The following is a 22412-nucleotide window of genomic DNA, read 5'->3' as shown; positions in this document are numbered from 1 at the left end:
GGGAAAGGAAACACAAGTGAGCGCAACACAAACAGTCTTCACCAACGCAAAGCTTGCCGACGGTACGCTGAAAGATATCGTGGTGCAGGACGGCCGGATCACGGCGATAGGAGAGACGGGCTCCAGCCAGGGCGTGAAAGATGTCGTCGATATCGGTGGAGCCCTTGTCGTGCCAAGCTTCGTCGAGGGCCATATCCATCTCGATACCAGCTTCTACGGCGACAGGTGGATCCCGCATAAGCCATGCATCAATGGTTTTGACGTGCATGAACGCGTCGCTTTTCAGGCTGAGAACATGGCTGCCGCAGCGCCCATGGATGAGCGCGCCCGCAATCAGCTCGACCTCTGCATTTCGAACGGGGCATTGCAGATGCGCAGCCACGTGATGGTCGATGGATCGGTCGGCCTGAAGTCGCTCGAAACCATCCTGAGCGTGCGTGAGGAATATGCCGGCATCATCGACATCCAGCTCGTTGCCTTCCCACAAAGCGGTATCCTGAAGAGCCCGGGCACGCCGGAACTGATGGACGAGGCAATCGCGATGGGTGCCGATCTTGTCGGCGGTCTCGATCCGCTGTCCTTCGACCGCGACATCAAGGGCCATCTCGACGTCGTCTTCGGCATCGCGGAAAGGCGCGGCGTCGATGTCGATATCCATCTTCATGATGCAGGCACGCTCGGCGCCATGACGATCGAGGAGATCTGCGCTCGCACGACTGCACTTGGCATGCAGGGCCATGTCGCAGTCAGCCATGCCTATGGTCTCGGCGATCTCGCACCGGAGGCAGCAAAGAAGATTGCCGCCCTGATCGCTCGGAGCGGCGTCTCGATCATGACCAACGCGCCCGGCAATCACAATTTCCCGCCGGTCGCGCTATTGCGGGCCGCCGGCGTCAATGTTTTCAGCGGCAGCGACAATATCCGCGATTCCTGGTGGCCCTTTGGGGACGGCGACATGCTGCGCCGGGCAGAGATCATCGCCTACCGCTCCGGTTTTTATACCGATACGGAGCTCAGCGCGGCTTTCGATGTCGTGACGGCAGGCGGTGCCAAGGCGTTGCGGCTGGAAGGCTACGGCGTTGCTGTCGGCGCAAAGGCCGATTTCGTCACGCTCGCGGCGGAACACGTGCCGGAGGCCGTTGTCGCCATGCCGAAGCCGCGTCGTGTCTTCAAGGAAGGCCGCCTGGTGGCCGAAAACGGCGCGGTGATCCGCTGATGTCGTCTCCCGGCAAGCAAGGTGCGGAGCCCGGCACATCGCCCGGCGCCATGATCGTGACGCCGCACTGGCTTGCAAGCGAAGCCGGGGCCAAAGTCCTGCGGCGCGGCGGCAATGCCATCGAGGCGCTGGTCGCCGCCGGCGCTGCGCTTGCGGTCACCTACCCGCATTTCTGCGGGCTTGGCGGTGATGCGGTCTGGTTGGTGGCCGATGAGGCGGGCAAGGCGCAGACATTCCTCGGCATAGGTCAGGCAGCAAGCATTATTCCGGATGGAGATATCCCGCTCCGGGGCGCCGGCTCCACGTTGACGACGGCCTGCCTCGTCGACAGCTGGCAGACGGTGCTTGCCTATTCCGCTGTCGAATGGTTGGGCTCGGAGAGCTTGTCGGGTCTTTTGGACGATGCGATCGCCCTTGCGGAAGACGGATTCGAGGTCAGCCGATCACAGGCGTTCTGGTATGATTTCCGCCGTGGCGAGTTGGACAACTGGCCGGGATTCGCGGGTCTTTTCCAAGCGTCAGGCATTCAGCGTCAGCCGTCGCTTGGCAAGACCCTTCAGGCGATCGCCCGCCACGGCAGCCGCGAATTCTATGAGGGTGCGCTCGCCCGGCGGATTGCAACGGGGCTCGCCGAAGCCGGCTCACCGCTTTCAGCAGCCGATCTCGCCGCAACACGAACGGAGATGGCGGCTCCGATCAAGCAGAGCTATCGCGATACCATCCTGCTTGCCCCGCCTCCGCCAACCCAGGGCATAACCACGCTCGGGATCATGGGCGTGCTCGACCATCTGCCGATGGAGGATTTTCCGCCGGATAGCGCAAGCTTCTATCATAGGCTTGTCGAGGCGGTGAAGCAGGCCTTTCTCGACCGGCATAGCATCGCCGATCCCCGCTATTCGGCCGATGTTTCGTTAGAGCTGCTTGAGCCGGGGCGCCTCGCGACCAAGGCAGCGGCAATCGATCCCGGCCGCGCGCTGCCCTGGCCAGAGCCCTATCGACACGGTGACACGGCCCTGCTCGCCGCTGTCGACGACAGGGGACGCTGTGCTTCGCTGCTACAGAGCCTCTATTTCGATTGGGGAAGTGGCGTTGTCGTCGGCGATACCGGTATCCTTTGGCAAAACAGGGGCGCAGCCTTCAGCGTTGACCGTGCCAGCCCCAATGTCATCCGTCCCGGCAAGCGTCCGTTCTACACGCTCAATCCCGGCCTGGCGCTCAGGGACGGCCGTCCTCACCTCGTCTATGGGACGCAGGGGGCAGATGGACAGCCGCAGACCTTGTCGCTGCTCCTCAGCCTGCTGATCGACCACGGCCTCGATCCATCCGAGGCGCTCTCCCGCCCACGCTTCCTGCTCGGCCGCACCTTCTCCGACAGTCGGGACAGTCTGAAGATCGAGGAGAGTGCCGGCCCCGAAACGGTCGCCGCACTTGCCGCCATGGGCCATGAGATTTCGACGATCAACAGTTTCAGCCCGCTGGGCGGCCAAGCCGGCATAATCCGCATCACGCAAGACGGGGCAATCGACGGTGCTCACGACCCACGCAGCGACGGGGGAGCAATTTCGCTGTGACGTCTGTCTCATTGTTTGATCTCATTATCCGCAATGTCCGCATCGAGGAAAATGGTGCTCTCGTCGACATCGCCGTGCGCGAGGACCGGATCGCTGACATCGGATCCGGCTTGGGTTGCGAGGCGATCGAAAGCGTCGATGGCGAGGGCGCCTTCGCCTTCGGCGGGTTTGTCGATACGCATATCCATCTGGACAAGGCCTGTATTCTCGACCGCTGCACGATTTGCGAAGGTACGCTTGCCGAGGCCGTGCGGGAGACGGCCAGGGCCAAGGCGAGCTTCAGGCAAGACGATGTCTATGCCCGCGCGGCCCGCGTCGTCGAGAAGGCAATTTCGCACGGCACCACGCGTATGCGCACCTTCGTCGAGATCGACACCCGCGCCGGCCTCCGTTCCTTCGAAGCAATCAAGCGTATCCGCAAAGACTACGCCTTCGCTCTCGATATCGAGATCTGTGCCTTTGCCCAGGACGGGCTGACGAACGAGCCTGAGACATCAGACATGCTCGACCACGCGCTCTCCAACGGCGCAGATCTGGTCGGCGGTTGTCCCTATACGGATCCGGATCCCAACAGGCATATCGAGATGGTCTTTGCACTGGCGCTCAAGCATCACGTGCCAATCGACTTCCATCTCGATTTCAGCCTCGATCCCGAGCGGACCGATTTGCCGGCGGTGATCGACGCCACACTCCGTCACGGCTGGCAAGGTCGCGTTGCGATCGGCCACGTCACCAACCTCTCGGCCATGTCACAGGCGGAGATCGTCTCCATTGCAGATAGGCTGGCTGAGGCCGGCATTGCGCTTTCCGTCCTGCCGTCCACCGATCTGTTTCTGAACGGGCGCGGTCACGACCGGCTGGTTCCGCGCGGAGTCGCGCCCGCTCACCTGCTGGCAAGCCGCGGCGTCGTAACCTCCATTGCGACCAACAACGTGCTCAATCCCTTCACTCCTTATGGTGACGCTTCGTTGATCCGCATGGCCAATCTCTATGCCAACGTCGCCCAGCTCTCGCGAGACGAGGATATGGCGCTGATCTTCAACATGGTGACAGAGGCGGCGGCACGTCAATTCGGCAGCGTCAGACGATTAGAGGCAGGCGCCGAAGCCACGATCGTACTGCTCGACAGCCCCGGCCCACATACCGCAGTGCGCGAGATCGCCCGCGTCGTTGCCGGTTGGAAGAGTGGACGCAAGAGCTTCGACAACGGCAGACCTCGGCTTCATAAACCGGGCTGAAGGCGCGCCCGCACGAAACGTCAGAGCACGAATCAGCTGCACAGCCGCTGTTCGAGGCTGGCGATCTCCGCCTCGCCCAGACCGATCTGCGCGAAATAGGTGCCGGCACTGCCGTATTGCCCGGCAAGGTATCCGAGTGTCCGGGCCATGCTCTGCGGCGCCGAAGTGAGGATCAGGTCCGCTAGATCTGACGGCACGCCGCGTGCGATGGCCCGGGCCCGGAACTCCGCGAGCACGGGAGCAAATATCGAGCCCGTAAGCGCATAATCTTCGATGATCGTCGCTTCATCGACACCGGCATGGGCCAACATCAAAGCGGCAATGATGCCGGTGCGGTCCTTGCCGGCCGTACAATGAAAGAGCACGATCCCATCAGGTGCCCGTGCAATCGTCGTCAGCACCTTGGCGATCGCCAGCTGGCAATTGTCGAGAGCATGACAATAGCGGTCGCCCATGTCGAAATCGATCGATTGCGCCGCCATCATTTCGACCGGCGCCAGCGCCGAGAACAGCGAAACATTTTCGTAGCGAACGCGCGCATCGTTCATGAATGGATTGGCCTCTCTTTCGCGTTCCTGCGGATTGCGCAAGTCGATGACCGTCGTAACTCCGTGGGCGATCAGCGCCTCGATGTCGGCTTCGCTCAGCATATGCAGAGCGTCGCCGCGCAGGAGCGAGCGCCAGCGCGTCTGCCTCCCATCGCCGACCGGATAGCCGCCGAGGTCGCGCACGTTGCGAGCGCCATCGAGCACAATCAGTCTCTCATAATTTTCCATTGTCAGCGGATTCCAGATTTCATAAATGATTCAATAACATGGCGCTGGAGAATAAGATACAGGATCAGGATCGGCAGGCTGGCGAGTGCTGCTGCAGCCATCAATGGTCCCCAGAGATTGCCCTCCTGGGTCATGAACATCTGCAATCCGATCTGCACGACCGAGTTCTCGGGCTTGCGCGATAGCAGCAGCGGCCAGAAATATTCGTTCCAAGCGGAAATGAAGGCGATGATCGACAGCGAGGCGATGGGCGCGCCCATATTCGGCGTGACGATCTGCCAGAGGATACGGAAGCTCCGCGCCCCATCCATGCGAGCCGCCTCCAGCACCTCGATCGGGAAAGCCCGCATGGCGTGATAGAGAAGCAGGATCGCAAAGGCGTGGGACGCATTGGGCACGACAAGACCCGTCAATGTGTCGAGTAGTCCAAGCCTTGAAGCGAGCACATAGTTCGGAATCATCGTGACCTGGAACGGCACCAGCCATGAAAGTGCAATCAGGCCATGAACGACTGACGAAAACCGCATGCGCCAGCGCACCAATGCATAAGCAGCAAACATGCCGGTCACGACCTGCAGAAACGCGGTCGCGACAGAAACGACCGTCGTGTTGAACAACATCTGCAGCATCGGCACGCGTGTCAGAACGAATATGTAATTCTCGAAGGTCGGATGCGATGGCCAGAGCATGGTCGAGAAAATCTCGTTATCGGGCCGCAGCGAGGTCACGATCATCCAGTAGATCGGAAAGATCGAAACGAGGGAGAGGAGCACCATGACTGCGTGCACGACGTACTTGCGTGCGAACCCGCGTGATGTCACGGTTCGGCTCGGCCGGTGATCGTCCAGGGCATCAGTTGTCATAGAAGGCGAACCTCTTCGTCAGCCACATGCAGAATGCTGCGAGCACTGCAAATCCGGCAAAGGCGATCATGCCGGCAGCCGAACTCCAGCCTGCCGAAAGCGTCTGGAAACCGTATTCCCAGAGAAGGTAGAAAATATTGGTAGTGGATTTCAGCGGCCCGCCATTCGTCAGCACGTTGATATAGGCAAAGCTCCATTGCGCACCGAACAGCACCGTCATCATCGACAACAGCAGGATGGTCGGCGAGAGCAGCGGTAGCCTTATGTCGCAGATGATGCGCCAGCGGCTGGCGCCATCGATGCGCGCGGCCTCGATATAGGATGGATTGATACCGGCATTGGCTGCGGAAAAGAGCAGGGTTGAAAAACCAATCAGCTTCCAACCGGTGATCCAGGTGAGCGTCGGCAGCGCGTAGGCGGGATCGGTCAGAAAGCCGATGCGGCCGAGGCCCAGACCATCGAGGGTCAAGGTTATAAGCCCCTGATCTTCGTTCAACAGCCACCGCCACAGGATGGCGGCAACGACAGGAGCGATGATCATTGGCACGAAAATCATCGCCCGGTAGATCGTGCGGGCGCGGCCGCCGAGATCCTGCGTCCAGATCGCCACGAAAAGTGGAATGATCACCGACATCGGAAACAGGCCGATCGTATAGTAGAGCGTGTTCCAGAGAGCGTTGCGCATTTCCGGCAGCGCCAGTAACCGCTGGTAATTGGTCAGCCCGACAAAGCGCTGCGGCGACGTCGGCAGCATGTTCCACTGGTAGAAAGACAGGCGGAACGCCTCGGCAAGCGGTATGTATGTCCAGACCATCAGCAGGACGAGCGCAGGTGCCAGATAAAACAAAGGCGAAATGCTGAAGCGCTCGCGGCTGATATCCGATCGCGTCGAAGCCGTTTTCGCTACGGCGGGGCCGGCCACCTCTGCCTGGATATCTGTCATTGCGAAAGCTCCGATCGATTTCGATGAGGGGCAGCCCTCGCGACAGCCCCTCACCTTCCTCGTGAAAACCAGGAGACCTTACGGCATCAGGTCCTGGCCCTGTTCCTGTGCGGCCTTCAAGGCTTCCACCGGATCGCCGCTGCTAAAGACGGCCTCGCGAACGCTGTCCATCATCATCTTTTCGACCTGGCGATAATTTGGGCCGGGAAAGGCAATGTTTGCGGTCAAGCGGTCGAGCTGCTTGAGATTGGCCCGGAACATCGGGTTCTCCTTGACCCAGGGGCCGAGGTAGTTCGGATCGTCGACGATATCGAGGCGCAGCGGCAGGTAGCCGATCTTGCTGGTGATGATCGTGTAGGCTTCCTTGCTCGTCAGGTATTTGAGGAGCTCGTAGGAGGCGCGCTGCCTTTCGGGATCCTTGCTGAAGACGAAGAGCGCGCTGCCGGAATTGGTCGGCGCCGTCGGCTTGTCGCCAAAGGAGGGCATCGGTGCCAGACGCAGGTCGAACTTGCCCGCAGCCGACTTCTTGACGCTGGAAAGCAATGCGCTCGTATAGAGGAACATGCCCATATTGCCGGCAGCAAACGTGTCGGATGCACTGGCCGGATCGATCTTGGCATGCGCGCCGCTGTCGACCATGTTGCGCAACATCTTCACGGCATCCGCCGCGTCCTTGTCGGCAAAGGTCAGCTTGTTGCCATCGCGCACCTTGCCGCCGTTCGACATGACGATCGACTGATAGACGAAGGTGCCGTCGGTCGGACCATAGGCACCCGGGAAAAAGCCGTTCTTGCCGGTCTTTTCCTCGATGGCCTTGCCGTCAGCGTTGACTTCATCCCAGGTCCTGGGCGGCTTGTCCGGATCGAGGCCAGCCTGCTTGAAGAGGTCGGCATTGTAGAAAAGGATTGGCGTCGAAAACGTATAGGCAAGGCCATAGGTCTTACCATCGACCTTGCCCAGCTCGAGTCCCTGCGGGATCATGCCGGCGAACTGATCCTTCAGCTCGGTCGCATCGACCATGTCTTCAAGGGCATTGGCGCCGAGATCGCTGGCAATATAGATCAGGTCGCGGAATACCAACTGCGCCACGTCCGGCTGCTTGCCGGCGACGATGTCGGCCTGCACGCGCGACATGATCTCGTTGGACGGTACAGCGACGGTCTCGACCTTGATATTCGGAAATTTCTTTTCGAAACCGGCAATCAGTTCCTTGGTCGCTTCGGCACCGGCGCTCGCCGAGGCGAGATTGTAGTTGTAGAAGCTGATCGTCACCGGCTTGTCGACAGATGCGGGCATTTGAGCGAATGCGCCCGATGGTAAGAGCGAAACGGCGGCGATCGCTGCGGTGAATTTCAACGTGGTCCTGCGCAACATGGATGCCTCCTGACGTTTATTCGGCGGCGACGGGAACGGCCCGCGCCATCAGCATTTCGAGCGGATAGGTGTTGAGTTCGGCGCGGTCGGACGGCAGTGGCACGAAGGCCATTGTGAGCCCGGACGGACGGATCGTGCCGATGCCGAAGGAGGCGCCCCGCACCATGCGCAAAATATCCGTGCGCAGAATGTCGGTCGCCGCATGCTGGCCGGTGCCGACGACCACGGGGATGCCGTGCCAGACCGAAACACGGTCGTGATGGATGTGTCCGCTGAGGATGCCGATGATGTTGCGGCCCATGAGCAGCGTGCGGAAGCGCTCAGACTGCGGAAAATGAATGGTCCGCCAGTGAGTTGCGTCAGGTTCTTCACCCAGAGCCGGCGGATGATGAACGACGATCAGCTTCGGCAGGTCGGGATGTGTGTCCAGCGTCGAGGCCAGCCAGTCGAACTGCTCCGGATCGATCGTGCCGCCGATCAGCCCCGGCGTGGAGGAATCGATCGTGACGATGTGAATGCCGTCGACGACGACATCGTGATCGTAAGGGGCGTCCGGATCTTCAGTTGCAATGCCCATGCCCTCGTAGAAGCCGGCGCGCGTATCGTGATTGCCGAGCGCATAGATAACCGGCACGTCGACCCGCGCATCCATGATCTCCTTCAGCCGGCGGAAACTGTCCGCATCGCCGCGGTTGGTGAGGTCGCCGCTGGCGACGACGAATTGCGGCCTGGGCGTCACGGTTGCGACCAGATCGAGCACTTGGCTCAGCGTCTCAGTCGTATCGCTATAAAGATGATCGTCATCGGGGGTACCGATGTGCAGGTCGGTCAGATGAATGAAAGTGGTTTCGCGGCGCATCGGATGGCTCCCTGACAGTTCTCGCAAGAACCGATAGAGGGAGCGTGTTTCGCAGGCGTGACGGATTTCGAATGCTGTTCGAAAGCCGACCGGAGTTGATCCGCCGACGTCAGGAAACCCTTCGGAACATCGGCGCAATGACTTCCACCATTCGCGCGATGACGAGGTCCGGATTGTCGAGGTCCATCTGATGATTGGTCAGAACCTCGGTGCGCTGTCGGCTGCGGGTGACCTGCGAACGGATGCCGAGTGCGCAGTTCAGCCGCCAGCCGATATCCACTTCGTCGAGCCAGGGCGCGATCCGCTTCAATTGCGGAATGAAGGCCCGGTGATGTTCGACGTCCTCGATGATGCGACGGTAGAAAGGCGCGCCGTCACGGTGGCTGTGCGCCATCGAGGTGAAGTGAGACAGCACGGGATAGCTCGACGTCGGATCGCTTGCCCAGCGGATCGAAGGGCCGACAAGGGCCGCTATCACCTCGTCGATATCAGGCGGATTTGGCGCCCGCCGGTCGATAGCTTTCTGCAGCAGGCTCAGGCGCTCGGCGTTCAGTCGGCGATAGACACGTTCCGCAACCGCGGTGATCAGTTCTTCCTGGGACCCGAAATGATAGGCGATCGCCGAAGGCGTCGCCTGCGCCCGGATCGCGATCCGGCGCGCCGTCAGCTCTTCGAGGGCATGAGCCTCGCAAAGCAGCAGCTCGCAGGCGTCCATCAGGCGTTTTGCAGTGACGTTCGTTCGATTGGACATGAGGCGCGCACCTCCAGCCAATGGCCTAGACTGCAAGTATGTAGCCCGGATGACGCAAAGTGATGAAATTCGGATAGCCTGCGTTATCGGATAGCGTCTGGTACGGCCTCAATATGAGGCCAGCAGGTTCTGCCCGAAATCCGGTTCGACGCCGAGGATCGGTGCGACGCGACTGATGATGTCATGCACCATCGGAGCTGCCGTATTCGTCGCGAAGGTAAGCCCGTGCTGGCCGGTCAATGGTTCGTCGATGAAGGACAGCACCACATATTTCGGGGCATCGATCGGGAAGGCCGCCAGGTAAGCGTTGAAACTCAGCGTATGCGAATAATGGCCGTTCACGACTTTGTTTGCCGTGCCCGTCTTGCCGCCGACATGGAAGCCGGGCACGTCGGCGGTGCGCCCGGAACCTTGTTCGCCGTTGAGCTTGAAGAGATAGCGGATCGTGTCGCTGGTACTTTTCTTGACGATCTGCTGCTCGGTTTTCGCCGCCTCCTCGGCCGAGCGCGGAAGGAAAGTCGGCTCTATGAGCTCGCCACCATCCACGAGCGCGGCACCGGCAACAGCCGTCTGCAGCGGCGTCGTCGCGACACCATGGCCGAAGGAGATCGTGATCGAGTTGATCTTCTTCCAGACCTTCGGTTGCGTCGGCGTCTTCACTTCCGGCAACTCCGTCTGCATCTTGCTCAGGAGGCCGAAGCGGGTCAGATAATCCTTCTGCCGATCCATGCCGACCAGATCCATCATCCTCGCCGTGCCGATATTGGAGGAATAGCGGAAGATTTCCGGAATGGTGAGCCAACGGCGCGGCACGTCATGGTCATCGTGAATGGTAAAGCCGCCATAGTGCAGCGGCCCCGTGGCGTCGAAGCTGTCGGTGAGTTTCACCGTGCCGCTGTCGAGCGCCAATGCCATCGAGAAGGTCTTGAAGGTGGAGCCCATTTCGAAAGTGCCGTTCGACATGCGGTTCAGCCAGCCTTCGCTGCCAGTCGCCTGCGGGTCATTCGGATCGAAATCGGGGGCGGACGCCATGGCGAGCACCTCACCGGTATGGACATCGAGGATGACGGCGCCGGCCGCCTTGCCCTTGTAGGTGGTGATTGCGTCGGTGACGACATCATGAACGACATTTTGCGCGCGAATATCAATCGACAGCTTCACCGGCTCCAGGTTTTCGCGCACTGCAAGCCCCGTCGATTCCAGATCGGAAAGACCCTGCATATCGAGATATTTCTCCATGCCCGCCATGCCTTTGTTGTCGATATCGACATAGCCGAGAATGTGAGCCGCCGTTCGCCCGCCAGGATAGAAGCGCTTCACTTCCGGGCGGAAACCGATCGCGGGAAGGCCGAGAGCCAGAACCTCGTTTTGCTGCTTCGGCGTCAGCTGGCGACGCAGCCAGGTGAATTGTGAACGTTTGTCCGACAGCTTTTGATAGAGTGTCTTTCGGTCGAGTTCCGGGAAGAGTTGCGTGAGCTTCTCAACCGCTTCATCGACATCGACCATATGGCTCGGCTCGGCAAACATCGACACGGTGCGGATATCCGTCGCCAGGAGCTCGCCGTTGCGGTCGAGAATATCAGGTCTGGAGGCCATGATCGGATTTGGCGGAATGCTCGATGTGGTCGTGTCGACGGCAACGCCATAATAGATCAGCTTGCCAAACATTCCGACGTATACGATGCCGAGAACGGTCGCGAGAGTGACGATACGGCTTCGCGCCTGACGTGCCGTTCCGGCCGTCTTTCGGGCGGCCCGCGTAAAGGGAGCAGATTCGAATGTGAGCTTCACCAACCGACCACTTCTCACGCTGATATTATGAATGATCGACATTGACACACACCAAGAACAGAACGCACCAGCGCATAACCCGCCCGTCGGCATCGACTCTCGAGGGTATGTGCGGATTTAAAGCCCTACGCGGCGGAACAGATTCACACGGCTCTGGTAGAACGTTTAAACTTCCCTCCATCTGAAGCCTGGATGGTTAACAAGGCCTTATCCGGCTGCGTGCATTTTGTCGCAGCGCTGCGCTCCCCCGCACCAAAAGACGCTGCGGGATTTAAAACGATTTTAAAATAGTGACTTCAAAAGCTAATCGATTTTAATTTTACAGTTAAAATTTTCTTGTTGCAGCGCAAAAGAAATCAGGCCTAACTTCTCTTCTGAAGGTCAATTTGCTCCCAGGAGGAACGCATATGACTGTGACATTTCCGCTGACTGAAAAGCGCAACGCCGATGAGTTGCTCAAACACCTGATCCAGCACAACCTCTCCAATCCGGGAAATTGTGCCGTTTCGGTCAAGGCTCATGTCGCCCTGGTTACCTCCTCCCACACATTCGCACTCAGCACCGCCCGGACGGCCTGGTAAATATCGACAACCGGACTTCCGCTAAATTCAGGCGTCGATCAGCCTTTGGGCGTCGACCACCGAGATGTCGATGTTCTGCACGCTGTATGTGCGGAAGCGATCCGTGTCTTCACGACCGTTACCCGCCCCTGGTCCTGTTATGCAGATGGCTATAGGGACGCCTCTATCGAGTAACGATTGGAGCGATTTATAGCCTGAACACAAGCAACTCAGCCTCAAGCAGCAGGGGACGAGAAGAGTTTTGTGTTGTCGCAAATGAAAAATCTGTTTTACTGGCAGCGCGCTTCTTGGCTTTGAGGGGGATACGGCCGATGGTGTGGACACGCAGGGATATCTTGCTTGGCGGATTGACATTACTTGGCACCGCCGCCGTACAGAAGCCGGCCTTTGCCCAGGCGGCTTCCTATTTTGCTGGAACTGCCGTCGATAATGGCGTGACGTTCGGAGCGACCAACTTCGCCAAGATCGACAAACAGTGGCATCGCCAGGTTGTCAGATATTTCAGTAGCGAGCCGATCGGCACGGTCGTTGTCGATACGCGCCACCATTTTCTCTACTTGATCATGGAGAACAAGACAGCCATCCGCTACGGCGTCGGCGTCGGCCGCGAGGGCTTCAAATGGTTTGGCCGCGCTACCATCGACAGCAAATCGCTCTGGCCACGCTGGACACCGCCACCAGAGATGCGCAAGCGCCATCCTGAATTGCCCGAATTCGTGGCCGGGGGCTCACCAAAGAACCCGCTCGGCCCCCGGGCCATGTACCTGCATCGTGACGGTGTCGATACCGGCTATCGCTTCCACGGCACGCTTGAGCCTTGGAGCATCGGCAAGGATGCCTCCAGCGGCTGCATTCGCATGTTCAACGAAGACGCCATTGATCTTTACCAGCGTTGTCCGATCGGCACCGCCGTGCAGGTCCTGCCGCATATTGCCGACCAGGCGCCACCCGCCGAAGTCAGCCAGGCAACTCCGGCCGAATGAGGAAATTATCTTGATGTCTGGATATACGAAGCGTCTCGCCGCCGCGGCCTTGCTTTTGGCACTCGCAGCCTGCAGCACCACAGATATCGCCTCCGTGGAAGAACCTCCGGCGGCGCCGTTGACCGGTCAGACTAACGATCCTGCTCCCGGTTTTGAGAACGTCAAGGCCGGCAGCGAAGAGGATTTCATCCTCAATGTCGGGCGGCGGGTCTACTTCACCCAAGATTCCGCCAAGCTCGATACCGTCGCCATGACCACGCTCGACAACCAGGCTGCCTGGCTGAGCCGGAATCCCAGCTGGCAGATCAAGCTGCAGGGATTTGCCGACGATTCCGGTTCGGAGGCGAAAATGAAGACCTTGTCGCAGCAGCGCGCCGATGCCGTCATGACCTATCTCGTTTCCAAGGGCGTCGACGCCGGACGCATGTGGGCCAAGGGTTACGGCGCAGATCGCGAGGTCCGCGACTGCACGGAACGTTCCTGCAAGGTGCAGAACCGGCGCGTCGTCGCCAACCTGCGCACCGAGCGCGACGCGACCTGATTGCAATTCGTTCAGGACACCCGCGAGGAAGTCACGCCTCCAACCAATTTTCGCGAGCCGGCAACTTATCTCCCGGCTCGATTTGGGTTGAAGCAACCTACCCTATCTCATCAATAGTGATGAAGCTAAACATCCGGCCTTCATCTTCCTCAAGCCTTCCCCAGGCTGCAAACTGGTGCTGCGGCCTCGGACCCGGTGTCCGGCGTGCGCGCAGCGTCTAAGGCATTGAACCTGTATCCGCTTAAGGATGCTTTGCAGGCTGGACATGTATATGAAGCTCTCGTACCGCGTTCCTCGCATGTTCTTTCGTGCGACGTTTGCCGTTAGCGCACTCGTCCTCCTCACCGGCGTGGCGTCGTCCGCTCTCGCCGACAGTGCGCCCTTTGCTCCGCAAACAAAAATCCGCCTGACGGTCGTCCAATGGATGCCATCCAAAGGCGCGTTTGAGCGATGGGATGCGATCGGCGGCGAATATACAATTTCGAATGAGGGCGCAGTCTCCCTGCCTTTTCTGGGTTCGCTGTCCGTCGGAAATCTCGACAACGCCGGACTGACAAGGGAAATCGCCAAGCGCCTGCAGGATAAAATGGGTTTGGCCCAGACACCTGCAGTCACGATCGACGTTCTCGACTATCCGTCCGTTTACGTCGTGGGAGACGTAACGACCCCGGGGGAATACAAGTTCCGGTCTGGCCTCAGCGTCCTGCAATCCCTGGCCATGAGCGGCGGCCCGCTGCGGCCGGCGGCACGGCAAAGATCGCAGACGATCACGCTTGCCGGCGACCTGCGGGAAATCGATCATTCACTGCTGCGCAGCTCCGCAAAGCTCGCGCGGCTGCAAGCGGAGATGGCTGGAGCAAAGGAGATAACCTTCGATCAGCCGCCCGTCACCGACCAGCAATATGCCGCCAGTATCCATGACGAAGAGCGGGTCATATTTCAGGCTCGCGCAAGTGCACTGGAAAGGCAGTCGACGGCACTCGTCGAATTGCGCGATCTCCTGAAGGCGGAAATCGATACGCTGGAGGAAAAGCTGAAGGGTTCGGATGACAATATCCAGTCAGTCGAGGAACAGCTGACCAGCGTCAAGACGCTGGTCGAGAAAGGCCTCACCATCACCGCCCGCCAGATGGACCTGGAACGGTTGCTCACCACCTACCGGTCAGACAAGCTGGATCTTGTCACAGCGATCATGCGGGGGCGTCAGGCGATCAACGAGACGACGCGCAATCTCGAGGGTCTTTCCGACACGCGCCGGAGTGAAGTCGCTTCCGAAGTACAGTTGGAGAAGGCCAATCTCGATCAGCTGAAACTCAAGCGCGACACGACGCAGCAACTGCTCCTCGAAGAACTCGCCAGCAGCGGCAACATGAATGAGCGCGGCGAAGAACTTCCGCTGACCTTCACCGTGAGCCGTCGCGACAACGGACAGGTCGAAGAATTCCAGGCATCCGAAACGACCGAACTGGCACCGGGTGACGTGGTCAAGGTAACCCAGGCACGTATGGCAGAAGCGGCATCCGAAGACGCCGCTGGGCTGCCTGTCCAGACAGAGGCGCATATCAGCCAGGTAAGCCGGTGATGCGCGAGAAGCATGTGCCGCAGCCAAGCTGTCTTCCGCGGAAGGTTGAGCGCCATCACGAGATACAGACCAGGGGCGTCCGATGACTTTGCGCATGACCCCGAGCAGCAGCCAAACCTACACCCAGATTCTGAAGTCGACCATGCTGATGGGCGGTTCCTCGCTCGTCAACGTCGCCCTGAGCATTATCAGAAACAAAGCCATGGCTGTTCTTCTCGGCCCGGAAGGCGTGGGGCTCATGGGCCTTTACGGGTCGATCCTAGATATCGCGCAGGCGGTCGCCGGGCTCGGCGTCGGCAGCAGCGGCGTGCGCCAGATTGCTGAAGCTGCGGGCACTGATGACGCTGAAAGGATCGCACGATCCGCGACAGTACTTAGACGCATATCGCTTGTGCTCGGATTGCTTGGCGCGCTCCTTCTCGCCGCGCTGGCATTCCCGGTCTCGAATTTCACCTTCGGCGACTACCAGCATGCAGGCGGCATTGCGTTGCTGTCTCTGGCAATCTTCTTTCGACTGGTCTCCGCAGGGCAGACTGCCTTGATCCAAGGCCTACGAGGCATTGCCGATCTAGCACGCATCAACGTGTATGCCGGGCTTCTAGGCACGGCGATCAGCATTCCGCTGATCTATCTGTTCGGCTTACAGGCGATCGCACCGTCTCTTGTGGTAATCGCGGCCGCCTCAATCCTGCCGACCTGGTGGTACAGCCGGCGGATTTATTCACACCCCACGCCCATGCCTGTACGCCAGTTCGGCGGCGAAGTGTCGGCGCTGCTCAGGCTCGGCTTCGTCTTCATGGCAAGCGGGCTTCTGACCTTTGGCGCAGCCTATGCCATCCGCCTCATCGTGCTGAAGGAAGGCGGCGTCATGGCGGCGGGATTGTATCAGGCGGCCTGGGGCCTTGGTGGTCTTTACGCCGGCTTCATCCTGCAGGCGATGGGAACGGACTTCTATCCGCGCCTGACAGCGGCGGCGGACAACAATGCCGAATGCAATCGCCTGGTCAACGAGCAGGCGGAAATCAGCATGCTGCTGGCCGGTCCCGGTCTGCTCGCCACACTGACCCTGGCGCCGCTCATGATGAGCTTGTTCTATTCCGCGGAATTTCACGGGGCCGTGGATCTCTTGCGCTGGATCTGCCTCGGCATGATGCTGCGGATCATCTCGTGGCCAATGGGTTTCATTGTCGTCGCGAAGCGTACCCAGGCGATTTTCTTCTGGACTGAGGTAGCAGCCGCAGTCGTGCATGTAGGGCTCGCCTGGCTCTTCGTATCACTGCTCGGCACCCCCGGAGCCGGCATGGCCTTTTTCGGGCTCTATGTGTGGCACAGCATCCTGATCTACGTGATTGTGCGGCAGCTTACCGGCTTCCGCTGGTCTCCCGCCAATCGCAGGCACGCTTTGCTTTTCCTGCCTGTCTCGGGGCTGGTTTTCCTGGCATTCTCTGTCCTGCCACTTTGGCCGGCGACCGTGATGGGCTCCGTCGCTGTGGCTCTCACCGGACTCTATTCGCTGCGCATGCTGGTCGAGCTGCTTCCGCCAGAATCCGTGCCAGCGATCATCCGGGGCTGGATCGCGAAGTCTGCATAAAGAACAATGCGCGCATCAGGCGATGCGCGCATTGTTCTTTATGCAGACAGTAATAGCCTATCAGGCCAGAGCGACGTCCAAATCGCGCTGTACACGCGCCTCGGCGGTCGCAGCTTCAGCAAGTGCCCCGCGAAGTGCCTCGACAACACGTGCGACGTCGAGTTCCGTCATCTGAGCATAAAGCGGCAGGATAATTGTTTGCTGTTGCGCTGATGCGCTTCGCACAAGGCTTGTGGCCGCACGATGCGAGTTCCGGTCGGAATAGGCTCCCTCCAGATGGATGTTCATGATGCCGCGCCGCGTCGAAATCCCCTGATCGAGGAGGGCTTGCATAACCGCCCGTTGATCCACCGTTTCAGGCAATCTCACACAGAAGCTCTGCCAGTTGCTGCGAGCCCAGCGCGGCTCAGCCGGCGACAATCCAGGAATAGCGGACAGGCGCTCACGATATCGCTCCGCAAGCAGCCTCCGCTGCGCAATCAGGCCCGGCAGCCGCCGCAGCTGTTCGCGCCCGACGGCAGCCTGAAGGTCGGTCATACGGTAGTTGTAGCCCAGCTCGTCATAGTCTTCGAAGATGACCTGCTTCGAGCCGTGACGAACGGCATCAGTGACACTCATGCCGTGCTGACGCCATAGCCGGAATTTTCGGTCATATTCGGGATTGGCCGTCGTCAACATGCCGCCATCACCCGTCGTGACGACCTTCCGGGGATGGAAGGAAAAGCAGGCAATATCGCCATGCGCTTTACCGATCTTTTCCCAGCGCCCGTCCCAGAGGATCTCGCTTCCTGTCGCACAGGCCGCATCCTCGATAACCGGTATCTGATGACGCTTGCCGATCTCCACGATCGAGCGCAGATCGCAAGGCATGCCGAGCTGATGCACGCAGAGAATTGCTTTGGTGCGGGGTGTGATTGCCCCTTCGATCAGGCTGGCATCGATATTGTAGCCATCCGCTTCGATGTCGACGAAAACAGGCACTCCATCACAGTATCGAACGGCATTCGCGGTGGCGATGAACGAATGGCTGACCGTGATGACTTCATCGCCGGCATTGACCCCCACCGCCTTCAAGGCGAGATGCAGCGCGGTCGTGCAGTTGGAAACAGCACAGGCATGCGCGGCGCCGACAAAGGCGGCAAATTCACTCTCGAAAGCCGCGACTTCCGGCCCCTGCGTCACCCATCCTGACAGTATGACGCGGCGCGCAGCCTCGGCCTCCTCCTCCCCAAGAACGGGTTTGGCGACCGGAATTGTAGATGGTGACGGGCTCATGCAGCTTGACCTCCTGCTCCAGCAGTCTTCAGCTGCCACCAGGCGACAAGGTCGCGAAGCCCTTGCTCCATTGATATTTCAGCTTTGAAGCCCAGAAGCTTCTCGGCCTTGCTGATGTCTGCAAGACGGCGGGTTACACCGTTGACCGCACGTGCCTCTTTATGCTGCGGTTCGAGCGAAACTCCCATGATGCTGCTCAGCATCTGCGCGAGTTCCAGAAGGCTTATTTCCCGGCCGCTAGCGACATTGAATACTTCATCCGTAACGTCGCTCTTCGCAGCCAGCAGGTTTGCCCGGGCGATGTCGCGTGCATCGACGAAGTCCATAGTCTGGCTACCGTCTCCATAGACGAGAGGCGGCATTCCGGCCGCCAGGCGCTCCATCCAGCGGATCAGCACCTCTGTATAGGCACCGTAAACGTCCATTCGCGGCCCGTAGACGTTAAAATAACGCAGCGCCACGTAGCGCAGGCCATACATCTCCGCGAAGCTGCGAAGCAGCCCCTCGTTGAACGTCTTGGCCGCACCGTAGATCGTCCGGTTGTTATAGGGATGGTGCGCTTCAGTGGTCGGAAAGCTCTCGGCCAAACCAAGCACCGAGGCCGAGGAGGCAGCGACGACCTTCGACACGCCTGCCTTGACGGCGGCCTCTAGGACATTGAACGTGCCTTCGGCCAGAACATCGAAGGCGAGCCGGGGATCTTCCGCGCATTGCGTGATGCGGATGGCCGCCTGATGAAAAACGATGTCGACGCCCTCGAAGGTTTTTGCGAGCAGCGCTCTGTCGCGGATATCTCCCTCGATGATGTTAATGGCCCCGCCGGCTATCGCCGTGCTGAGATTGTCCCGACGTCCACGCACGAAGTTGTCGAGAATGATGATCTCACGCGGTTTTTCCAATGCGACGAGATCGGCAATATGCGACCCGATCAGGCCCGCTCCACCGGTAATGAGCACCCGTTGATTTCTCACGATTTTCCTCCACGCGATATATCCAGCACAGGATCGGCTTCCGTGCGCCAGCGTATGAACTTCGCCGGCACCCCGGCGACGACTGAAAACGGCTCGACATCGGAGACGACGACTGCACCTGCTCCGACGATCGCCCCCTTCCCGATGGTCACGCCGGGAAGAATGGTCGCGTTCGTTCCGATATCGGCCCATGCGCCGATGCGGACCGGTTTGATTTCGAGATCCGTACGGATGATCGGCACATCAACCGGGAGTGCCGTGTGCGCCGAGCCAAGCACCTTGGCACCCGGGCCCCAGCCGACACAATCTTCGATCACCAGGTCGCGCGCGTCGAAATAGGCCATCGGGCCGATCCACACATTGTCGCCGATCACGCACGTGCCGTCGAAGCGCCCCTGGATATAGGCCTGGGCACCGATGAAGACGCCATTGCCGATTTCGAACGTTTCCGGATGTTTGAAACCGGCCCCGCCCGCAACCTGCAACCCTGTGCCGCAGCTGCGCGCAATGGCTTGCCAGATGGCCTTCCGCATCAGGGTATCGACGACACCGTCGCCGCTCGCGAAGCGACCATAGAGCTCGATCAGACCGGCGCGCCCGTATGATTGCCTGAGCTCTTCGGCCAACCCGGCGTGATGGGCAGGATCCGCCGGCCTTTCATGCCGGCCATGGACCGCCTGCACGACCCTGGCCTCGCCCGCACGACTAGCTGACATAAGCATACTCCAGCGCGGCGGCCACCTGGTCGACATGCCAAGCGGGCATCTCGGGATAGATCGGCAGCGAGAGGACCTCCCGTGCCGCGGCCTCCGAGACCGGGAAATCGCCGGCCTGGTGGCCGAGATCGGCGTGGGCCTTTTGCAGATGAACAGGGATCGGATAATGCAGCCCGGACTGAATGCCTTCCGCAGTGAGCGTGCGCTGAAGCACATCGCGATCGCTGCTTCGGATGGCATAGACATGGTAGACGTGGCGCCGCTCCGCTGCCTCGATCGGCGTATTCAAATGTTTGGCTCGCGCAAGCAGCGAGGAGTAGCGGCGACCATGTGTGCGGCGTGCTTCGGTCCAGGTTTCGAGATGCCGCAGTTTGATTCGCAGGATGGCGCCCTGGATGGCGTCCATGCGGTAGTTGAAACCCTTCAGCAGATGATGATAGCGCTGCTCCTGACCCCAGTCGCGCAGCATGCGCATCGTCTTGGCCTGATCGTCGCTGTTCGTGACGACGATACCTCCCTCGCCGCAAGCACCGAGGTTCTTGCCCGGATAGAAGCTGAAGCAGCCGGATGTACCGATGCTGCCGGCACGCGCGCCCTTGTAGCGAGCACCATGCGCCTGGCAGGCGTCTTCGATGATCGGTATCCGGTAGTGGTCGGCTATCGCCTTGATCGCGTCCATATCGGCCATCTGGCCGTAAAGGTGGACGGGAATAATGGCCTTGGTCCGGGACGTAATCTTTGCCTCAAGCTGGGCCGCATCCATCGTGAGCGTCGTAGGCTCCACATCGACGAAGACTGGACGCGCACCCGCATAGCAGATCGCCGATACCGTCGCGACGAAGGTGAATGGCACAGTAATGACTTCATCACCCGGTCCGACGCCCGCCGCAAGGAGGGACAGATGCAGCGCACTCGTCCCGGTATTGACAGCGATCGCATGCTTGACGTTGCAAAAATCGGCGAACTCCTGCTCGAGACGGACGACTTCCTCTCCCAGTATGTATTGCCCTGACGCCAGTACACCGAGCACGGCAGCGTCGATTTCGCTTTTGATCGACTGGTATTGCGCTTTGAGGTCCAGAAAGGGGATCATGCAATTCGCCTCGCCTCTTCGAGCTCTATGATACGACCGCGCTGGGCGAGCGACCGGCTTGCGGCTTCAAGGATGCGAACCACACGCAGCCCGGCCTGGCCGTCCGTGATCGGTCGCGAGTTTTGCTCGATGCACTCGACGAACTGATCCAGTTCGCGCTTCAATGCTTCGGTCATATCGAGCTTGGGTGCCCACATGTCGCCGCTGCGGTAGCCGACCATCATCTGATGCACCTTCTCGCCATAGGCCTGAGAATTGGGATTCAGCGTGATGCCCTTGTCGTAAACCTTGATCTTTTCACTGGGCTCCAGATCGTCGTAGACGACCATCTGATTGCTGCCACCGATCAGCGTGCGCCGTACCTTGACGGGCGCCAGCCAGTTGACGTGGATATGGGCGATGAGCTTGCTCTCGAAGAACAGCGTCAGGTACGCAATGTTCTCCGGCTCTCCGAGCACATGGCTCATGCCGGTCGCAGAAACGGCCACCGGCTTTTCCTGCACCACATGGTCCAGGATGGAGAGATCGTGCACCGCAAGATCCCAGATGACGCTCACATCGTGCTGGAAGAGCCCCAGGTTGACCCGGACGGAGTCATAATAATACATGTCGCCCAGACCATTCTCGACCAGCTCGCGCATCTTGCGGACGGCGCCAGTGTGAACGAAGGTGTGATCCACGGCCAGCACCAGCCGCCGGCGCGCGGCTTCCTCGACCATCCGGGAGGCTTCCTCCGCCGTCGATGCCATCGGCTTCTCGACGAAGACATGCTTTCCGGCCATCATTGCCTGCATCGCGAGCTTGAAATGGGTGAAGACCGGCGTCGCAATGGCGATTGCGTCCACTCTTGGGTCGCGCAGGACTTCTTCGAAATTGTCAGTGATCGTCACTGCCGGGTACCGGCTTTTAACTGCCGCCAACCGTTCGACATTGAGATCACAGACTGAAATAAGCTGGGCGCCTGCCGCTTCTGAGATGTTACGAACCAGGTTCGGGCCCCAATACCCATATCCAACAACAGCAATGCCGATCATCGCATTCCTCCCAACGCTTGCATGTTAACTGACCGGTCATGAACGTGACCGGTGATCCTGGCCGGAACGCCCGCGACAATGGCGCCGTCAGGCACATCCTTCGTTACAACCGCCCCGGCACCGACCTGCGCCGCCTCTCCGATGGTTACGCCAGGCAGGATGGTGGCATTGCTGCCGATCGACGCATGACGCTTGACCAGTGTGGGGATGACGACCCAGTCCGTATCGGTCTGCAGACTGCCATCCGCATTAACGGCGCGCGGGTACGTGTCATTGGTAAACATGACCCCATGGCCGATGAAAACACCGTCTTCCAGCGTCACGCCTTCGCAGATGAAGGAATGGCTGGAGATCTTGCAGTCTTTTCCGACAAGGACGTTTTTTTGGATTTCGACGAACGTGCCGATGCGCGTTCTCGCGCCGATCGTGCAGCCATAGAGATTCACGAGATCTCGATGATGGATGATACTGCTATCATCCAGCCTTACGTCTGATGCAATCATACGCATGCACCCCTTACTCTTCACACAAACCCTGATTTCTAGATGAAACCGTCAATCAGGTGATTGCGCCCAAGGTTTCATTTCGAAGAAGCAAATATTTCCTTCTATTCAAAGAGAATTGTTTTCATCATCGGAGTAAAGAAACAAAACGTCTAAGCTT

At 59.7% G+C, this 22412-nt stretch carries 21 protein-coding genes; 8 read left to right on the top strand and 13 right to left on the bottom strand.

Annotated features, from left to right (window positions below; all coding sequences use genetic code 11):
* Window positions 1-16: 16 nt before the first annotated feature.
* From FHT93_RS26310 to FHT93_RS26300, 3 genes are read left to right on the top strand one after another with little or no spacing between them, the layout of a single operon-like run.
* Entirely contained in the window at window positions 17-1216 is a 1200-nt protein-coding gene (locus FHT93_RS26310; RefSeq protein WP_183850211.1) for an amidohydrolase family protein, read from the top strand.
* The gene (locus tag FHT93_RS26305) at window positions 1216-2787 is read left to right on the top strand and encodes a gamma-glutamyltransferase (protein WP_246781739.1); all 1572 of its coding nucleotides are present in this window, start codon (window positions 1216-1218) and stop codon (window positions 2785-2787) included. Before FHT93_RS26310 ends, FHT93_RS26305 begins: the two co-directional genes overlap by 1 nt.
* Window positions 2784-4025 carry an amidohydrolase family protein gene (locus tag FHT93_RS26300; RefSeq protein ID WP_348649807.1) on the top strand — a complete coding sequence of 414 codons (1242 nt, stop codon included), beginning with the start codon at window positions 2784-2786 and terminating at the stop codon, window positions 4023-4025. Before FHT93_RS26305 ends, FHT93_RS26300 begins: the two co-directional genes overlap by 4 nt.
* A gap of 32 nt (window positions 4026-4057) precedes the next feature.
* Here the strand turns inward: FHT93_RS26300 and FHT93_RS26295 are convergent, their stop codons facing one another.
* The 7 genes from FHT93_RS26295 to FHT93_RS26265 form a co-directional block, all read right to left on the bottom strand.
* Window positions 4058-4801 (bottom strand): tyrosine-protein phosphatase, encoded by a 744-nt coding sequence (locus FHT93_RS26295; protein ID WP_183850209.1) that lies wholly within the window; start codon window positions 4799-4801, stop codon window positions 4058-4060.
* 2 nt (window positions 4802-4803) lie between these two features.
* The gene (locus FHT93_RS26290; RefSeq protein ID WP_113116937.1) at window positions 4804-5664 is read right to left on the bottom strand and encodes a carbohydrate ABC transporter permease; all 861 of its coding nucleotides are present in this window, start codon (window positions 5662-5664) and stop codon (window positions 4804-4806) included.
* A complete protein-coding gene (locus FHT93_RS26285; protein WP_183850207.1) occupies window positions 5654-6607 on the bottom strand; it encodes a sugar ABC transporter permease in 954 nt (317 codons plus the stop codon). The genes FHT93_RS26290 and FHT93_RS26285 overlap by 11 nt, the downstream gene beginning before the upstream one ends.
* A gap of 78 nt (window positions 6608-6685) precedes the next feature.
* Window positions 6686-7981: an ABC transporter substrate-binding protein gene (locus tag FHT93_RS26280; RefSeq protein ID WP_183850205.1), complete on the bottom strand. Its 1296-nt coding sequence runs from the start codon at window positions 7979-7981 to the stop codon at window positions 6686-6688.
* 16 nt (window positions 7982-7997) lie between these two features.
* Window positions 7998-8840 (bottom strand): metallophosphoesterase, encoded by an 843-nt coding sequence (locus FHT93_RS26275; protein WP_183850203.1) that lies wholly within the window; start codon window positions 8838-8840, stop codon window positions 7998-8000.
* Window positions 8841-8949: 109 nt separating this feature from the next.
* On the bottom strand, window positions 8950-9591 hold the full coding sequence (locus FHT93_RS26270) for a TetR family transcriptional regulator (protein ID WP_183850201.1): 642 nt from the start codon (window positions 9589-9591) through the stop codon (window positions 8950-8952).
* Window positions 9592-9699: 108 nt separating this feature from the next.
* Window positions 9700-11424 (bottom strand): penicillin-binding protein 2, encoded by a 1725-nt coding sequence (locus FHT93_RS26265; protein ID WP_112545459.1) that lies wholly within the window; start codon window positions 11422-11424, stop codon window positions 9700-9702.
* A gap of 365 nt (window positions 11425-11789) precedes the next feature.
* Here FHT93_RS26265 and FHT93_RS26260 point away from each other — a divergent pair, with 365 nt between their 5' ends.
* From FHT93_RS26260 to FHT93_RS26240, 5 genes are all read left to right on the top strand, one after another.
* Window positions 11790-11963 (top strand): hypothetical protein, encoded by a 174-nt coding sequence (locus FHT93_RS26260; protein WP_183850199.1) that lies wholly within the window; start codon window positions 11790-11792, stop codon window positions 11961-11963.
* 311 nt (window positions 11964-12274) lie between these two features.
* Window positions 12275-12946 (top strand): L,D-transpeptidase, encoded by a 672-nt coding sequence (locus tag FHT93_RS26255; protein WP_183850197.1) that lies wholly within the window; start codon window positions 12275-12277, stop codon window positions 12944-12946.
* A gap of 4 nt (window positions 12947-12950) precedes the next feature.
* Entirely contained in the window at window positions 12951-13487 is a 537-nt protein-coding gene (locus tag FHT93_RS26250) for an OmpA family protein (protein ID WP_183850541.1), read from the top strand.
* A 271-nt stretch (window positions 13488-13758) separates the two neighbouring features.
* Window positions 13759-15069, top strand: a complete 1311-nt coding sequence (locus FHT93_RS26245) for a polysaccharide biosynthesis/export family protein (RefSeq protein WP_183850195.1) — start codon at window positions 13759-13761, stop codon at window positions 15067-15069.
* Window positions 15070-15151: 82 nt separating this feature from the next.
* Complete coding sequence (locus FHT93_RS26240) at window positions 15152-16660, top strand: O-antigen translocase (RefSeq protein WP_112545462.1); 1509 nt, start codon at window positions 15152-15154, stop codon at window positions 16658-16660.
* A 60-nt stretch (window positions 16661-16720) separates the two neighbouring features.
* Here FHT93_RS26240 and FHT93_RS26235 read toward each other — a convergent pair whose 3' ends face one another.
* The 6 genes from FHT93_RS26235 to FHT93_RS26210 are packed head-to-tail and all read right to left on the bottom strand — an operon-like array spanning window position 16721 to window position 22252.
* Entirely contained in the window at window positions 16721-17935 is a 1215-nt protein-coding gene (locus FHT93_RS26235) for a DegT/DnrJ/EryC1/StrS family aminotransferase (RefSeq protein WP_183850193.1), read from the bottom strand.
* Window positions 17932-18906 carry an NAD-dependent epimerase/dehydratase family protein gene (locus FHT93_RS26230; protein WP_113014135.1) on the bottom strand — a complete coding sequence of 325 codons (975 nt, stop codon included), beginning with the start codon at window positions 18904-18906 and terminating at the stop codon, window positions 17932-17934. The genes FHT93_RS26235 and FHT93_RS26230 overlap by 4 nt, the downstream gene beginning before the upstream one ends.
* The gene (locus FHT93_RS26225) at window positions 18903-19622 is read right to left on the bottom strand and encodes an acyltransferase (RefSeq protein ID WP_112545465.1); all 720 of its coding nucleotides are present in this window, start codon (window positions 19620-19622) and stop codon (window positions 18903-18905) included. The genes FHT93_RS26230 and FHT93_RS26225 overlap by 4 nt, the downstream gene beginning before the upstream one ends.
* Window positions 19612-20715 carry a DegT/DnrJ/EryC1/StrS family aminotransferase gene (locus tag FHT93_RS26220; protein ID WP_112545466.1) on the bottom strand — a complete coding sequence of 368 codons (1104 nt, stop codon included), beginning with the start codon at window positions 20713-20715 and terminating at the stop codon, window positions 19612-19614. Before FHT93_RS26220 ends, FHT93_RS26225 begins: the two co-directional genes overlap by 11 nt.
* Window positions 20712-21749 (bottom strand): Gfo/Idh/MocA family oxidoreductase, encoded by a 1038-nt coding sequence (locus FHT93_RS26215; RefSeq protein WP_183850191.1) that lies wholly within the window; start codon window positions 21747-21749, stop codon window positions 20712-20714. The genes FHT93_RS26220 and FHT93_RS26215 overlap by 4 nt, the downstream gene beginning before the upstream one ends.
* Window positions 21746-22252, bottom strand: a complete 507-nt coding sequence (locus tag FHT93_RS26210) for an acyltransferase (protein WP_112545509.1) — start codon at window positions 22250-22252, stop codon at window positions 21746-21748. Before FHT93_RS26210 ends, FHT93_RS26215 begins: the two co-directional genes overlap by 4 nt.
* Window positions 22253-22412: the final 160 nt, after the last annotated feature.

It is taken from the genome of Rhizobium sp. BK379 (assembly GCF_014193955.1).
In the GTDB taxonomy this organism is placed as follows: domain Bacteria; phylum Pseudomonadota; class Alphaproteobacteria; order Rhizobiales; family Rhizobiaceae; genus Rhizobium.
This window is presented reverse-complemented; position numbering and strand designations above follow the sequence as displayed.

Excerpts from the sequence above, each read along its gene's own strand:
- FHT93_RS26305 (WP_246781739.1), top strand. The coding sequence starts at position 1,216 with ATGTCGTCTCCCGGCAAGCAAGGTGCGGAGCCCGGCACATCGCCCGGC.
- FHT93_RS26295 (WP_183850209.1), bottom strand. The coding sequence starts at position 4,801 with ATGGAAAATTATGAGAGACTGATTGTGCTCGATGGCGCTCGCAACGTG.
- FHT93_RS26290 (WP_113116937.1), bottom strand. The coding sequence starts at position 5,664 with ATGACAACTGATGCCCTGGACGATCACCGGCCGAGCCGAACCGTGACA.
- FHT93_RS26285 (WP_183850207.1), bottom strand. The coding sequence starts at position 6,607 with ATGACAGATATCCAGGCAGAGGTGGCCGGCCCCGCCGTAGCGAAAACG.
- FHT93_RS26280 (WP_183850205.1), bottom strand. The coding sequence starts at position 7,981 with ATGTTGCGCAGGACCACGTTGAAATTCACCGCAGCGATCGCCGCCGTT.
- FHT93_RS26275 (WP_183850203.1), bottom strand. The coding sequence starts at position 8,840 with ATGCGCCGCGAAACCACTTTCATTCATCTGACCGACCTGCACATCGGT.
- FHT93_RS26270 (WP_183850201.1), bottom strand. The coding sequence starts at position 9,591 with ATGTCCAATCGAACGAACGTCACTGCAAAACGCCTGATGGACGCCTGC.
- FHT93_RS26265 (WP_112545459.1), bottom strand. The coding sequence starts at position 11,424 with ATGTCGATCATTCATAATATCAGCGTGAGAAGTGGTCGGTTGGTGAAG.
- FHT93_RS26260 (WP_183850199.1), top strand. The coding sequence starts at position 11,790 with ATGACTGTGACATTTCCGCTGACTGAAAAGCGCAACGCCGATGAGTTG.
- FHT93_RS26255 (WP_183850197.1), top strand. The coding sequence starts at position 12,275 with ATGGTGTGGACACGCAGGGATATCTTGCTTGGCGGATTGACATTACTT.
- FHT93_RS26245 (WP_183850195.1), top strand. The coding sequence starts at position 13,759 with ATGAAGCTCTCGTACCGCGTTCCTCGCATGTTCTTTCGTGCGACGTTT.
- FHT93_RS26240 (WP_112545462.1), top strand. The coding sequence starts at position 15,152 with ATGACTTTGCGCATGACCCCGAGCAGCAGCCAAACCTACACCCAGATT.
- FHT93_RS26235 (WP_183850193.1), bottom strand. The coding sequence starts at position 17,935 with ATGAGCCCGTCACCATCTACAATTCCGGTCGCCAAACCCGTTCTTGGG.
- FHT93_RS26225 (WP_112545465.1), bottom strand. The coding sequence starts at position 19,622 with ATGTCAGCTAGTCGTGCGGGCGAGGCCAGGGTCGTGCAGGCGGTCCAT.
- FHT93_RS26220 (WP_112545466.1), bottom strand. The coding sequence starts at position 20,715 with ATGATCCCCTTTCTGGACCTCAAAGCGCAATACCAGTCGATCAAAAGC.
- FHT93_RS26215 (WP_183850191.1), bottom strand. The coding sequence starts at position 21,749 with ATGATCGGCATTGCTGTTGTTGGATATGGGTATTGGGGCCCGAACCTG.
- FHT93_RS26210 (WP_112545509.1), bottom strand. The coding sequence starts at position 22,252 with ATGATTGCATCAGACGTAAGGCTGGATGATAGCAGTATCATCCATCAT.